This is a genomic window from uncultured Rothia sp. (genome assembly GCF_916049665.1).
Classification (GTDB): domain Bacteria; phylum Actinomycetota; class Actinomycetes; order Actinomycetales; family Micrococcaceae; genus Rothia.
Genome location: NZ_CAJZIE010000019.1, coordinates 1 through 14,913 on the forward strand (window position 1 = coordinate 1; position 14,913 = coordinate 14,913).

Here is a 14,913-nt window from a genome sequence, read left to right on the forward strand (position 1 = left end):
TGGGAAACATACTCCGGAATATTTTTGCCATCTGGAGCGTTATACATTTCAATAACACCACATTCATCTGCCTCAAAAATACCTTTGGGAGAAGTGTCAGTCATGTTTGACACCTGACCCCCAACAATTTCAACTCTAGCTGATTTCACGGTGCATACGGCGTACCAATTTTTATCTTCGATATGCGTTGTATAGTGCATGAATGTAAACAATAACCCCATACCCAGAACAAGACTAATGAAAATTCTGGCTTCCGGGGATGTGAGTTTCTTAATCCATGGGAACATTGCTTTCCTACTTTCAGTGTCTTGCCTGGTGGGTTCTCCGCAGGCTCTGGAGCTGCGAACTGTTATTCCTTAATTTCCTCAAAGCGGGTTGTTACAAAATCTTGATCTTTCTTAGGTGAACGATTTGAAACATGGAACAGATACTTTTTTCCTGGCTGCGCCGTCTTAACATACGCGGAAATATTCCAACCCTCAGGGGGCTCAAACATTGTGAGGGTGCCGCACTCCTCCGTCTCAAAGACGCCCTTCAAGCCAATGTCAGTCATGCCACCAAGGTCTGTGCCGCGACGCTCTTGCGTGTACGCCTTAGTCACGGTGCAGGTGGCGGTGAAACCGTCACTGTCATCACGTAGATTTATAGGAATAATAAAAAAGATATACCCAACGCACATCGTCAGAAAAAGCATTGTAATTCTTTCCGACCATTTGTTATGAGATTCCATCACTCACCTCATTTCTCACGAGAATTCGGAGCTTTCTTTGCTTCGCGTGCCTGCTGACGCTCCAACCTACGCGCCTCATTACGAGCAGCCCTACGGCGGCGCTTCTGACGTTCACTCTTCGTCACACCCACCACATACTTCGTCTCACACAAGTCATAAAACTGGGCATAAATATCACGCGAAGAACCATACATACCCACCACGCTCATCACATCCAGGCCGTCCTCCTCAGCCCAACGCCCATGATCATCACGGTACAGCACCTGCGCCATGAGGATCGTCGCATCAAACTGATACGGGTCAAAACTGCAGGTACGCTTACCCATCTCAGCGCTGCCAATGCGCAAGAACCCGTTCTTGCCGTTATTCTCCACGTGGGCAAACGTAATCGAGGGGTAGGTAAACGTGCGTTCCTTCCACCGCCAATTACGCCAGCGCACGCAATCCTCGCGCAGTTCAAGGTAGAAGGCGTAGCAGTGGTTCAGAGGAATAGCGCCCAGCAGGCCAAGAGACACGATACTAAAAATGAGGCCAGAAATTGCAACAGTAAATTCTTCTGTTCCTGGTTGGGCATCCCAGCGACCAAGAGATAGCCAAATAAGCGGTGCACCGACAAACCCGAGAATAGTTACAAGCCAGAAGAAGATAAACGCCGCGATGGGCCTCTTCTGCCTCTTATTCAGGGTGGGTTTGCCGAGCTTAATGCGGTAGCCCGGTATTAGGGCGACGATAAGTCCTCCGAGGAGTCCGTCTTCAACAGCGCTCATAGTGTGTACGTCCTTGTGCGGTAGTGGTTGGTGAATCATGCTCGCTCCGGTGAGGTGGCGGGCACATCCTTAGCCTATCGCACCGTATCTGACCAGAAGGTTAACTCGACGCAATGCTCCGGTGAAGACTCGGCAACCACTCCACGGATAACGCGAATCTGGGCTCAACCACCCGATTTCGTTAGCTACTCTGAGAGCAAATCCGCCTCTTCCGCACCGTTGCTGGAAGACTGCGGGTCACCGATAGATAGAAAGGCTGGTGAGCGACCATGGTCAACACCATCATGATTTTCATATGGGGTGCACTCGACTCCATACTGATCTACAAGGTCCTCCGCATCGTCGTCACGTACGAACTCAACCGACGCCGCGACAAGAAACTACGCGCCGAAGCCGTATACGTCATCCGAACGAACCGCTTCGAAATTGCTACCTATGCCCTAGTAATTCTCCCGTTCTCAATAGGAGTCTTCCTCATTCACCTTTGGGAAGACGTAGGATTCCACTTCGCATTCGACTTTATTGGCCTCGGCATGATCGGCTTTTTCATGTTCTTCTTCTGCGACGCCGCCGGTAGCTACACTAAAATCTCGCCCGAAGGAATCGAAAGGGGAGAGCCGTTCAACGATACGGTCTTCTTCCCGCTCAATGCGATTGACGCAGTCTCATACGACAACAACACCGACCGTGAACACGCAGACTCCCTCCACTTCTACACAAAATCCGGCAAACTGGTCACAGAATTCTGCCCCGTCTTCGGCAGCTACCCCCTCCTCGCAATGACCCGATTCAGGATCGAAAACGACCGCTGGCCAGACATCGGCAACCCCGACGATGTCGCCCAGATTAATGCCTGGGCGAACCGCCGCTCTACCCTCCGGTACTTCCGCTACGGCAAAATCAGTGGCCTCGCCGAAGTAGACATGTAGCCCGCAATTTAGGCTGTTTTCAGCCCGTATTTAGTGCGTGCGCGGCGTGTTTCTCAACCAATATTTCCGCAATTTATCTGCCGGAAAAACGTTGACTAGCCCGCATGGTCTAACCCTCAACTAGAAGGTGCACTCTGCACGCAAAAACATTAACGTTGAGGCTTACAATAAGAAAGGTTCAACGCACAGCCGCACGCCGTGCACGCACCACGTCACTTCACAGAAACACCGACCCCGAAAGGCACATCATGGCCACCAAGAAGCCCGCACGCCTCACCCGCCGCGCAGCACTCGCCGCAGCAGGCGCAGGCGCAGCAACCGCCCTCGGCGCACTGCTCACCCCCGCGCAGGCAACCACCTACCGCCCCACCGTGCGCCGCACCCCCTACAACGGCTACTACTCGCACCGTTACGGCCGCCGCGGCCGCATCGTCATCAGCGACTACTACGGTAGCTCCTACAGCAACTACTACTATTACGGCGGCTAAAACCTACGGCCCCAGCCCAAGACATATACTGGAAGACGGCACCACACTCATGTGGTGCCGTCTTCCCGTTAGATGCCCCAGGCATCACCCGCACCACGGTGCGGAAAACACACCACAGATAGAGAGAAAAAATGAAGAACGTAACCCGCCGATCCGCACTCGGCCTGGTTGTAGCCGCCGGTGGCGCAACCCTCCTTGCCGCATGCGGTTCGCAGTCCCCGGCATCCAGCGGCTCCGCATCTGCATCCGGTAGCGCTTCTACCTCGGACGCCGAAGTTAACAACGCACGCGCCGACTACTCCGGTGCTGCAGTCCTCGACGGCTACACCTCCAAGCCTGCCGACTACCAGCTGGCAACCCGCACCGAGCCGGCCAAGAACGTGCCCGTGCCGACCAAGCCCGCCGTCGCCAACGAAAACAGCGTAGAGGGCCTGTACCAGTCCATCGCATTCTTTGGCGCAGCCATGGAATACTACATGCGCACCGGCAAGACTGAGCTCCTGCGTGAAAGCGCCATGGACAAGAGCGAACTCAAGTCGATGCTCGAGCCGGAAGATGGCACCCTCGGCGAAAAGCTGGTCAAGGGCGAAGTCTGGATGCACGACCCGACCGTCACCATCACCCTGCTCTCCGCACAGCCCACCCGCGATGGTAAGGCATACACCTGGAATGTTCGCTTCACCCTTACCCGCGGCGAATTCATGGCATCTAAGGATAAGGTTCTGGAGGTCCCCGAAAGCGGCCGCGAGAACGTCAACGAGCGTACCCTGCGCGGTGTGTACGAGAACGGTGCATGGAAGCTGACTGGCATGAAGTCTGACTCTGAGGCTTCCGCTTCTGCATCGGCTTCTGCTTCCTAAAACTCAGGAGCCTAGAAGCTTGTAGCTTCTAACAACAGAGAGGCGCCCGCCCCGTGGAATAAACCCACGAGGCGGGCGCTTTTCTTATATGTGCAATAAAGCATATACCCTTATCGGGATGCTACCAGATGCGCACGCGCTCCTCCGGAGCCAGGTACAGTGCATCGCCCTCAGAGACACCAAACGCCTCATAGAACTCATCAATATTGCGCACCACACCGTTCACACGGAACTCATCCGGCGAATGCGGATCCACCGAAATCATCACCTCAGCATGCTGCGGGCGGGACTTCGTGCACCAGCCGCGAGCATTCGAGAAGAAGAAACGCTGAATACCGGTCATACCGTCAATCACCGGCGCGTCAGCCAGCGACTTAATGCCCTGCTTCTTCAAAGCCAGACGGTACGCCTTCAACGCAATCGACATGCCAGCCAGGTCGCCAATATTCTCGCCCAGAGTCAGCTCACCGTTCACGTGGAACTTCGGGTCCAGACCCACCGGAACGTACGCGTTGTACTGCTCCACCAGCGCGGAGGTACGCTCCTTGAACTTCGCGTAATCCTCCTCAGTCCACCAGCTTTCCAGCTTGCCGTCACCGTCATAGCGGGAACCCTGATCGTCAAAACCGTGACCAATCTCGTGGCCAATAATCATGCCGATATTGCCGTAGTTCGCCGCATCGTCAGCATCCGGGTTGAAGTACGGCGGCTGCAGAATCGCTGCCGGGAACACAATCTCATTCGCCGGCGGCATGTAGTACGCGTTCACGGTCTGCGGAGTCATCAGCCACTCCGACTTATCCACCGGCTGACCCTTACGGGCAATCAGCCAGTCAGCGTCAAACGCACCGGTACGGCGCAGGTTCTCGAACAGGTCACCGGGCGCCAGCTCCAGTGCGGAGAAGTCACGCCACTTATCGGGGTAACCAATCTTGGTGACGAACTTCGACAGCTTCTCCAGCGCCTTCTGGCGGGTTGCCTCAGTCATCCAGTCCAGCGACTCAATAGACTCGCGGTACGCCTCAAGGAGGTTGCCGACCAGAACCAGCATCTTCTCCTTGTGCGAAGGCGGGAAGTGCACAGCCACGTACTCCTGGCCAATCTCCTCACCCAGAGCCTTCTCGACAGCGCCCACGCCGCGCTTCCAGCGCTCACGAATCTGCTGGGTACCGGAGAGGGTCTTGCCGTAGAAGTTGAAGCTTTCCTGAACCAGTTCGTCGTACATGAACGGCGCACGTGAACGCAGAACAGTCCACACAGCCCACAGCTTCCAGCTCATCAGCGGGATGGAGGTGAACAGCTTAGCCGCACCCTCAAAGAAGGACGGCTGAGCCACAATAACCTGACCCAGGGTCTCCGGGTCGGCACCCAGAGCCAGCAGCCACTGCGAGAACGGGAAGCCGGGGAACTTCTCGTCCAGCTCGGTCGCCTGGTACGGGTTGTAGGTCGCCTCGGCGTCGCGGTTCTCCACGACGTTCCAGTGCAGGCGAGCCAGCTCAGACTCGTGAGTGAACACCAGCTGAGCCGCCTGCTCCGGGGTCAGGCCGAAGCCCTCAGCCAGACCGGTCAGCTCAAACATGCGGGCAATATGCTCAACGTACGCCGCGCATGCAGCCTCGTGCTTCTCTTCACGGTAGTAGGATTCATCCGGCAGACCCAGACCCGACTGGTACAGGAAGAACGTGTAGTTCTTCGGGTCCTTCGGGTCGTTGCTGGTGTACCAGGCGAACAGCTGCGGCAGACCCGCACGAGACAGCAGCGCCAGGGTCACAGCCAGGTGGGAGGGGGTTGCCGAGTTCAGAATCGGGGCGATTTCCTTCAGCAGCGGCTCCAGGCCGTCCGCCTCAATCTTCTCAACATCCATGAAGGAGTTGTAGAGTGCGCCAATACGGGACTCCGGCTGCTCCTTCGCGATCTTCTCCACCAGCTCACGCACGTGCTTCTCTGCGTTATCGCGGAGGGTGTACAGGCCGCCGTCCTTGGGGCGGTCCGCCGGGATTTCGTGGGTTGCCAGCCACTTGCCGTTGACGTGGCGGAAGAAATCGTCGCCCGGCTTGACGGTTTCATCCACCCATTCTTTAGTGATTCCAGAGTTAGTAGTCATGGTTCCATTCTATGTTCTTACGCCCGCAAGCCACAGGATGACCGGCACGCCGTCAGATGCTGGCGCACCGGTACAGGCGCTTCTCAGAGGCGTTTTAGGCGGCAGAAAGGGGCAGGGTAGCCCCCCAGGATGCAGAAAAACCCGCCCGTACGGTGCAGAAGAAAAACCGTACGGGCGGGCCTGTTATCTATCCCCAAAAGCTCGGCATACAGTCGGTACGCATACCGGAACGAAGCCGAACAGCCGCCGCCTGCCGCAGGTTACCGCGAGCAAACCATCATCCGGTTAACCCGCAGCAGGTAGCGGAACCAATAGGCGCCTCCTAGAGGGATGCGCGAATCGCCTTGGTGGCGTCCACCAGGTGACGCAGAGACTGCTTGGTCTCCTCGTAATCACGAGTCTTCAGACCACAGTCAGGGTTCACCCACAGGTCAGCAATGGTGCCGTAACCAATCGCAGCCTTCAGCAGGGACTCAATCTCATCCTGAGAAGGAACACGCGGGGAGTGGATGTCCCACACGCCCGGGCCCAGACCGGAAACGAAGCTCTCCGGAATGTCAGCCAGCAGCTCCATGTGCGAGCGGGCGGCCTCAATGCTGGTCACGTCAGCGTTCAGAGCGTTAATCGAGTCGATAATCTCGTTGAACTCCGAGTAGCACAGGTGGGTGTGAATCTGAGTGGAATCCTTCACCGCGCTGGTTGCCAAGCGGAAGGAGTTCACCGACCAGTCCAGGTACTGCGGCTGCTCATCGCGGCGCAGGGGCAGCAGCTCACGCAGAGCCGGCTCGTCCACCTGAATGATGCGGATGCCCGCCTGCTCCAGGTCGGCAATCTCGTCGGCAAGAGCCAGAGCAACCTGGTTAGCGGTCTCGCGGCGCGGCTGGTCGTCACGCACGAAGGACCACGCCAGAATCGTCACCGGGCCGGTGAGCATGCCCTTGACCGGCTTCTCGCTCAGCGACTGTGCGTGGGAGCTCCACGGAACGGTGAACGCCTCACCGCGCAGGCCCTCACCGTGACGCTTCACGTCACCGAACAGGATCGAGGGGCGGGTGCAACGCGAACCGTAGGACTGAACCCAGCCGTGGCGGGTGGTTGCGAAACCGTCGAAGTTCTCAGCGAAGTACTGAACCATGTCGTTACGCTCAGCCTCACCGTGAACCAGCACGTCCAGGCCCAGCTCCTCCTGCAGTGCGATAACCGAAGCAATCTCGTCACGCAGGAAGCCGTTCAGTTCCTCGGCGGAAATCTTGCCCGCACGAGCCTCCGCACGGCGACGGCGAATCTCAGCGGTCTGCGGGAAAGAACCGATGGTGGTGGTCGGCAGCTTCGGCAGGTTCAGGTCAGCCTGAGCCGCGCGGCGAACGTCAATGGTCGGGCGGTCGAAGTCCTCAGCGGTCACAGCGGCGGCGCGGGCACGAATCTCGTCGTTGTGCTTGCGCGGGTCGGCAGCGAAGCGAGCCAGTGCCTCGTCGGCAGCCTTCAGCTCGGGCTCAATAGCGGCCTCACCCTCGGCCAGGCCGCGAGCCAGCAGAGCAATCTCAGCGACCTTCTGGTCAGCGAATGCCAGGCCGTCCACGGGAACCTCGGCGGGATCCTCAAGCTCCAGGTCGTGCGGCACGTGCTGCAGGGAGGTCGAAGAAGCCACAGACACGGCACCCTCGGATGCGCCGGGCAGCGCCTCCAGAGTCTTCAGAGCCGCGCGAACATCGGCACGCCACACGTTGCGGCCGTTCACAACACCGGCAACCAGGTGCACACCAGCGGCAGAAACAGACTCCAGCTCAGCCTTCGAGTACACGCCGTGCACCAGGTCAAGGTGCAGAGCCTCAATGCCGGTACCCAGCAGTGCCGGCAGGTTCTCACGCAGGGAACCGTAGGGGCTGGTCACCAGAATCTGCGGGCGCTTCTCGGCGGCAGCCAGGGCACGGTAGGTGCGCTCGGCCAGCTGCGCAACCTTCGCGTTGTCGGCACGGTCCACGGTCAGGCCCGGCTCATCCAGCTGAACCCACTCAACACCGCGCTCAGCCAGCTGCTCCAGCACCTGAGCGTAAGCGGCAACGAACTCGTCCAGACGGTCGATGGGTGCGAAGTCCTCGGCGGAACCCTGCTCAGCCTTAGCGCCCAGTAGCAGGGTCAGCGGGCCAACAATCTGCGGACGCACCTTCACACCAGCCTGCTTAGCGACCTCGAGCTGCTCGTCAATAGCCTCAAGGTTCAGCTTAATCTCGGTGCCGGCACCAATCTCAGGCACCAGGTAGTGGTAGTTGGTGTCGAACCACTTGGTCATCTCCAGCGGAGGCAGGGTCTCGGTACCGCGCGCCAGTGCGAAGTAACCGGGCAGATCCAGCAGGCCGCGTGCATCCTTAGCCTCAGCCAGACGCTCGGGAACCAGGGTGAACAGGCGAACAACGTCGAGCACCTGGTCGTAGTAGGAGAAGGTCGCCGGAATCGAGTAGTCGTCAGCCTTCAGGCCCGCGGCGGTCACGCGCTCAAAGTAGGTGCGCTGCACGTCAGCGGCGGTGTCCTGCAGCTCCTGCAGGGTGACCTTGCCCTTCCAGAAAGCCTCCTGAGCCTTCTTCAGCTCACGGAAGCGGCCCACGCGGGGGTAGCCAACAATGGTGGCGGCGGGGAATGCGGTGTTCGACATAATAATTTTTTCCTTTACTGGGGATAGAACTGGGAGAATCAGCGGGCCCTGCCGGCCCCGTCGATGGGGCCGAGATCCGCGGGACGCTCCCGGGGTACTTTGGGGGAAACTTGGGTGGCGCATCCGCGCCGGGTGGAGCGGGTCGCGTTTAGGCGAATTCCAGCTCGCTCAGGGGCTGGGAGAAACGGTTGCTGTATCGGGGCAGGTCCAGCTGGTCCAGAACGTCCAGCACCGCGGCATGCTCGTTGAAGGTGAAGAAGTGCAGACCCGGTGCGCCCGCATCCATCACGGTGCGGCACTGGTTCAACGCATACTCAACACCGATGCGGTGCAGCTCAGCGTCACTGGTTGCGGTCTCCAGGGCGTACGCAAGATCCGTCGGAACCGACATGCCCGCCATCTGGCAGAGGTTCTGCAGGCGCTTCAGGGAGGTCACCGGCATGATGCCCGGAATAATCGGGATGTCCACACCCGCCAGGCGAGCCGAATCGACCAGGGCACTGTAGCGCTCATCCTCGAAGAACACCTGGGTGATAGCGAAATCCGCGCCGGCACGCTGCTTCGACAGCAGAATCTCAATATCCTGCAGCAGGGATGCCGACTCGGGGTGCTTCTGCGGGTACGCCGCCACACCAATCGACACCTTGCCAGCTGCCAGGTGGGCGAAATCTTCACGCTCAACGCGGCGAATGAGCTCCACCAGGTAGCGGGCGAAAGGAAGTTCAGAAACCTGACCCTCCTGAATGTCACCGCGAAGAGCCAGGAAGCCGCGTACGCCTAGACCCAGGATTAGGCGGACTGCACGCTCCAGCTCGTGCACCGAATGGCCTGCACAAATCAGGTGAGCCAGCGGGGTGAGGGAGGTTTCATGCACCAGGTGGTCGAGCAGTGCCAGGGTCTTCTGGCGGCGCTTCGCGTCACCGGAGTAGGTGACAGACACGTAGTCGGGGTTGGTGCCCTCAAGCTCCGCAATCGTGCGGAGTAGCGACTCACAGCTCGCGTGTGAGCGCGGAGGGAACAGCTCAAAAGAAAGAGCCGGGTGAACTGTCGTCATAACCATCCTTCGTGTTCACCCGATAGATACGCACCGTAAGGGTGCGCGAATTCTTCTGCAGGATGCGCGCCACCGGTTTGCGGGTGCGCATCATCAAGGGGTGCCGAAGGGTATTCTTCTCTATCGGTTCTGGCGGGAGCACCTTGTCCGCACCCTGCACCGTGACGGTGGGGGATACTGGCGAGGTTGCTGCGACGTCGACGAGCCAGATCTCTCGGTCGCTCTTGATAGATAACGCTTTCACTCTACCCACCGCCTCCGAGGGCGTGCAAGGGGTGCGGCGGTTGATGTCCTAATATTTCTGGACATGACATTGGGGCGAAATATGAACTTAATATGACCGACTATGACGAAGGGCGGCTGGGGGCGTTGCGGGTAGAGCTGTCAGCTGACCCTTGAATGCCCGAAAATATCACAGATACGTCTGCTTAATATTCTTGGACACGCACGAATATGTGTGTTTTATATTTCATTGAGGGGTAGGGTAGCTAGTGAGGCACGGGTAGTGTTTCAATGTCCGCTCATCGAGGAGTTTCAGGGCTCAAAGATGAGTTCAATATGACTTTGTGAGCGTGGTGAGAATGAAAAAGCTATTTTCTTCTATACTCTGGTCCTTCCGCCTAGCCTGGAAAACCTGTCCCACAACCCTGGTGAGCGTCGCCCTATCGCTAGCCGTCATAGCCTGCATTCCCCTGAGCCAATCCTTGCTAATCGGTCATACAGTATCAGCCTTGAGCGGTTCAAATGGTGGCACAGCATGGATTTATATTGTTGCTCTTGCCCTTGTTGTCGGAATTAATATCATTGCTAAACGCTGGGTCATAAGTAACATGCTCATCCTCAAATCAAAGGTGAACTATCGGGTTCACTGCATGTTAAATAACAGGTTATCTACATTTCCGTTATCTGATATAGGTAGCACAAAATCACAGGAAGATATACGTGCTGCTAGAGAGGCAATATCGAAACAGGAATTGCAGGTTCACACCATGTCAGTTATGACACTGGTGAGTGCCTTCGCAATGGTGTTACTTCTCTGTCTTAATATCGCGAACGTCAGCATTGTGGCAGCAATTTTTGCGGCACTGTGTTCACTACCCCTATCTATTGCAATGGTAATCCTCGCTAAACGTGATTACGCTATCTACACCCTAATGTACGAGGACTATCGGGCAGAGAACTACTATCTAGACAATCTGATGGCTCAGAGTCGAGCCCAAGAACTTCACCTCATGAGAGCCTCCCGATTTTTCTCGCAACGCGTAGCGTCCTGGCGACGCCGGGCGGCCGGTAGGGAATTGAGCCTTGAAAGTGTTAGAGGAATCATCTCCGTAGTTGCAGGGCTACTCTGCTCTGTCTTACTTTTTGCGTCCCTGTATTTCCTTGTGGATTCAGGCGCCAATATATCGTATGTGGCCGGATCGCTGATTGGAATCATTGCCTGTGTTAACGCGACCCAAGAGGTGGGATATTCATTTGGTCAGATTATTAATGGAGCATTATCTGTTCAGCAATTCCGAAGGGTATGCGACTCTGATACTTATGACCATGCTTCTGAGATAAAAACTTCTAACCCTAACCGTGAAAATATTTCAAAAATTATATGCAAAGATGTATCCGTTCAGTATGAGGGCGCTTCGTCTTTTGCGCTTAAAGATATTAATCTTGAGCTGATGAATAATCAAATGATTGCAGTAGTTGGTGCCTCGGGCGCGGGAAAAACAACGCTAATAAATGCAATTCTTGGAATTACACCAATTGCCCAGGGGAGCATAACGTATAAGGGTGCTTCTTCTGAGAGTAAATACAACATGTTGGCAAATGTTGGTTTGGTGAGTCAAGACTACGGCCGTTATGAACTGACTGTGCGTGAAAATCTTCTTCTGGGTTTGTCGCAGGAGGCGGTTGAGCGTCTTGGTGATGCTGATTTGTGGTCGGCTTTGTCGGTGGCTTGTGCTGATGATTTTGTGCGTGGTCTTGAGGGCGGTTTGGATGCTCAGTTGGGTGAGTCGTTTGGTGGTGTTGGTCTTTCGGGTGGTCAGTGGCAGCGTTTGGCGTTGGCGCGTGTGGTTCTTCGGGATGCGCCGGTGTGGGTGTTGGATGAGCCGACTAGTGCTGTGGATGCTGAGACTGAGGAGGAGATTTTTGCTCGGTTGAAGGTGGCTGCTGTTGGGCGTTTGGTGGTGTTGGTATCTCATCGTGCGTGGACGTTGCGTGGTGTTGATTCTGTGGTGGTGTTGGATGGTGGGTGTGTGGTGGAGCAAGGAACCTACCAAGACCTACTGAAGGCAGAGGGAAAGTTCATGGAAATTTTCAAAAACCAGATCTCTGAAGATTCTGCAGGTTATAAAACTTCTGCTGAAAGGGGCTATAAAGATGCGTAAGATTATGGCTAATACTGTTTGGTCCGTGGGTTATGCTTTCAAAAATCACCCCGTATGGACCGTTTCCTATCTAGTGTCTGTTGTGTGCCTATCACTATTCCCTGCTCTGCAGATGGAGGCTGTCACTAGACTTGTTGAGCATTTGGGCCAGAGCCAGGATGAAGTGCTCCCGCTAGCGCTGGGGGTTAGTTTTGTGCTGGCAGGATACATTGCCTTGGGACAAGCATCAGACTCTCTGCGTATGATTCTAAATTCTCGAATGTCAAGTACAGGTATTCAGAACGTATCTTCTCGTCTGGCGACTTGTTCCTCTCAGGAAATCGCGAGCGGTGATTATGCTCGCTCATCAAGGGCAGCTCATGAAGCTGTGACAGGGGGGAGTCTAGGATCTCAAGTTTCCACTATGGGTGCTCTGATATTCATCATTTTTTCGACGGGAGCCCTTAGTTATTCCGTAGGAAAGATCAATGTATATGCTTCACTCTGCATGCTTGCAGGCATGATTCCTGTTGCCTTGATGTCACATCTCTATTCGAGTAAGAATGCTGAGGCAATGGAAAAAATATATTCATATAGCTACAACGCGTGGCATAGCACTAACCAGATTGCACAAATAACTACTGCTCGTGAGCTTGCAATTCTTAATGCTCGGTCGTTCTTTGCGCATCGTGCTAATCAAGAACGGAAAAAATCCGGTGAGGAGGAAATTGGCCTAGCTCGTTACATCCTCAGAATATATACAATTGTTGGTTTTATAAGCGCTGCACTGCTAGCTTTAGCCCTTATTTTTCTAGCGGCCTCGGTGCCGGCTCCCGGTGCTCTTGCTGGAGCTGTTATAGGTATTACCTCAGCTATAGTCTCGCTTGGCTCGATGGGAAGCGACCTTAGCTCGATGGCAGCGGGGTCAAACGCAATTGATATATATCGAAAGTTTATTTCTAGCGCACAGCCCGAGCAGAAAAATCCGGTTGCCGATACCTACCCCGAAATCTGCAGCGTTTCCATTAGGAATCTTGCTATCCAGTATCCAAAAGCTGATTCTTTAGCTCTTAAAAACATCAATCTCACTTTTGGTCCCGGGCAGATGATTGGTATTGTCGGGCCCAGCGGATCGGGAAAGACAACCCTAGTAAATGCACTCATGGGTATGCTTAAGCCCTCCAAAGGAGACATCCTCATTGGAGATAAGCCGGTACAGGACATATCACCTGATGATTTGTTGGCAAATGTGGGTTTGGTGAGTCAAGACTACGGCCGTTATGAACTGACTGTGCGTGAAAATCTTCTTCTGGGTTTGTCGCAGGAGGCGGTTGAGCGTCTTGGTGATGCTGATTTGTGGTCGGCTTTGTCGGTGGCTTGTGCTGATGATTTTGTGCGTGGTCTTGAGGGCGGTTTGGATGCTCAGTTGGGTGAGTCGTTTGGTGGTGTTGGTCTTTCGGGTGGTCAGTGGCAGCGTTTGGCGTTGGCGCGTGTGGTTCTTCGGGATGCGCCGGTGTGGGTGTTGGATGAGCCGACTAGTGCTGTGGATGCTGAGACTGAGGAGGAGATTTTTGCTCGGTTGAAGGTGGCTGCTGTTGGGCGTTTGGTGGTGTTGGTATCTCATCGTGCGTGGACGTTGCGTGGTGTTGATTCTGTGGTGGTGTTGGATGGTGGGTGTGTGGTGGAGCAAGGAACCTACCAAGACCTAACAACCGACCCTACATCACGCTTCAGAAAGCTCTTCGCCTCCCAACTGGAGGGGAAATAACCCCGCAACATACCCACACAACGTAGAGTTAAAAGCATGGAACGCATTGAATCTCCCGTCTACCGCAGGCTCGGCAACTCCGGCCTCGTCGTACCCAGCGTCGGCATCGGCTGCAACAACCTCGGCCGCCCCGGCACCCCCACCCGCACCCAAGAAGGCACCAACGAAGTCATCGCCGCCGCAGTCGACGCCGGCATCAGCTTCTTCGACATCGCCGACCTCTACGGCGCCGAACCCGGCCTCTCCGAAACCATGTTCGGCACCGCCCTCACCCAGCTCGGCCTCGACCGCGACGAACTGACCATCGTCACCAAATTCGGTCTGCCCGTCGGCGACCTCAACGGCAACGACCGCAACGCTCGCGGATCCCGCCGCTACATCATGCGCGCCGTCGAAGGTTCCCTCCGCCGCCTCGGCACCGACTACATCGACCTGTACTTCTACCACAGCCCCGACCCCAACACCCCCATTGAAGAAACCCTCAGCGCCCTCGACCAGCTCGTACGCGACGGCAAAGTCCGCTACCTGGGCCACTCCAACTTCTCCGGCTGGCAGCTCGCCCACGCCGAACACTGCGCCCACGAACTCGGCACCGAACGGTTCATCGTCGCTGAAAACCACTACAACCTGCTCGACCGCCGCGCAGAACTCGAAATCCTGCCCGCCGCACGGCACTTCGGCATGGGTGTGCTGCCGTACTTCCCACTCGCTAACGGCCTGCTGACCGGCAAGTACCGCCGCGACAACATTCCCGCCGGTTCGCGCCTGTCCCACTCCAAGAAGAACGTGCTCGACGCCGCCAACTGGGACCAGCTCGAAGCCTTCCACAGCTTCTGCACCGAACGCGGCATCACCGAGGTGCAGGCGGCGTTCTCCTGGCTCGCGCAGCAGTCGCCGGTCACCTCCGTCATTGCCGGTGCAACCAGCGCCGAACAGGTGCGCGCCAACGCACAGGCGGCATGCCTGCGCTTCGACGCTGAGGACCTCGCCGCCCTGGACGCCATCTTCCCCGCACCCGAGAAGATCGCGCTGTTCTAAACGGTGCTCCTTCTTAAAGGGGCACTCATGCGGTCGCATATGTTGGCCGTAATATACGCTGAAAAATGTCCGTGGTGAGAAATAAATATCACCCGCCGAACGTTTTCGCTAGGATTAGGTGAGGTGCGTCTAACCTGACGCACCTCACCTTACCTATGTACC

General features: G+C 56.3%; 11 protein-coding genes and 1 riboswitch. Of the genes, 6 read left to right on the forward strand and 5 right to left on the reverse strand.

Features of this window, described 5'->3' with window-relative positions; translation table 11 throughout:
- Positions 1-349: 349 nt before the first annotated feature.
- Together QZ540_RS03090 and QZ540_RS03095 are read right to left on the reverse strand one after the other, a co-directional pair.
- Positions 350-694, reverse strand: coding sequence for a hypothetical protein (locus QZ540_RS03090; RefSeq protein ID WP_070634595.1), 345 nt, complete (start codon positions 692-694; stop codon positions 350-352).
- Between the two features lie 44 nt (positions 695-738).
- Positions 739-1,497 (reverse strand): ECF transporter S component, encoded by a 759-nt coding sequence (locus QZ540_RS03095; RefSeq protein ID WP_294627653.1) that lies wholly within the window; start codon positions 1,495-1,497, stop codon positions 739-741.
- Positions 1,498-1,766: 269 nt separating this feature from the next.
- On the opposite strand from QZ540_RS03095, the gene QZ540_RS03100 reads away from it, so the two are divergent.
- From QZ540_RS03100 to QZ540_RS03110, 3 genes are all read left to right on the forward strand, one after another.
- Positions 1,767-2,426: an ATP pyrophosphatase gene (locus QZ540_RS03100; RefSeq protein ID WP_294627655.1), complete on the forward strand. Its 660-nt coding sequence runs from the start codon at positions 1,767-1,769 to the stop codon at positions 2,424-2,426.
- A 248-nt stretch (positions 2,427-2,674) separates the two neighbouring features.
- The gene (locus tag QZ540_RS03105) at positions 2,675-2,914 is read left to right on the forward strand and encodes a transcriptional initiation protein Tat (protein ID WP_294627657.1); all 240 of its coding nucleotides are present in this window, start codon (positions 2,675-2,677) and stop codon (positions 2,912-2,914) included.
- Between the two features lie 131 nt (positions 2,915-3,045).
- Complete coding sequence (locus QZ540_RS03110; RefSeq protein ID WP_294627659.1) at positions 3,046-3,774, forward strand: DUF6318 family protein; 729 nt, start codon at positions 3,046-3,048, stop codon at positions 3,772-3,774.
- A gap of 121 nt (positions 3,775-3,895) precedes the next feature.
- Here the strand turns inward: QZ540_RS03110 and QZ540_RS03115 are convergent, their stop codons facing one another.
- From QZ540_RS03115 to QZ540_RS03125, 3 genes are all read right to left on the reverse strand, one after another.
- A complete protein-coding gene (locus QZ540_RS03115) occupies positions 3,896-5,878 on the reverse strand; it encodes a M13 family metallopeptidase (RefSeq protein ID WP_294627661.1) in 1,983 nt (660 codons plus the stop codon).
- A 322-nt stretch (positions 5,879-6,200) separates the two neighbouring features.
- Positions 6,201-8,528, reverse strand: a complete 2,328-nt coding sequence (gene metE, locus QZ540_RS03120; RefSeq protein WP_294627663.1) for a 5-methyltetrahydropteroyltriglutamate--homocysteine S-methyltransferase — start codon at positions 8,526-8,528, stop codon at positions 6,201-6,203.
- A 148-nt stretch (positions 8,529-8,676) separates the two neighbouring features.
- On the reverse strand, positions 8,677-9,582 hold the full coding sequence (locus QZ540_RS03125; RefSeq protein ID WP_294627665.1) for a methylenetetrahydrofolate reductase: 906 nt from the start codon (positions 9,580-9,582) through the stop codon (positions 8,677-8,679).
- A gap of 117 nt (positions 9,583-9,699) precedes the next feature.
- Positions 9,700-9,816, reverse strand: a riboswitch (SAM riboswitch).
- A 497-nt stretch (positions 9,817-10,313) separates the two neighbouring features.
- Here QZ540_RS03125 and QZ540_RS03130 point away from each other — a divergent pair.
- From QZ540_RS03130 to QZ540_RS03140, 3 genes are read left to right on the forward strand one after another with little or no spacing between them, the layout of a single operon-like run.
- Complete coding sequence (locus tag QZ540_RS03130) at positions 10,314-11,966, forward strand: ABC transporter ATP-binding protein (protein ID WP_294627667.1); 1,653 nt, start codon at positions 10,314-10,316, stop codon at positions 11,964-11,966.
- Between the two features lie 4 nt (positions 11,967-11,970).
- Positions 11,971-13,713: an ABC transporter ATP-binding protein gene (locus QZ540_RS03135; protein WP_294627669.1), complete on the forward strand. Its 1,743-nt coding sequence runs from the start codon at positions 11,971-11,973 to the stop codon at positions 13,711-13,713.
- 36 nt (positions 13,714-13,749) lie between these two features.
- A complete protein-coding gene (locus tag QZ540_RS03140) occupies positions 13,750-14,751 on the forward strand; it encodes an aldo/keto reductase (protein WP_049338317.1) in 1,002 nt (333 codons plus the stop codon).
- Positions 14,752-14,913: the final 162 nt, after the last annotated feature.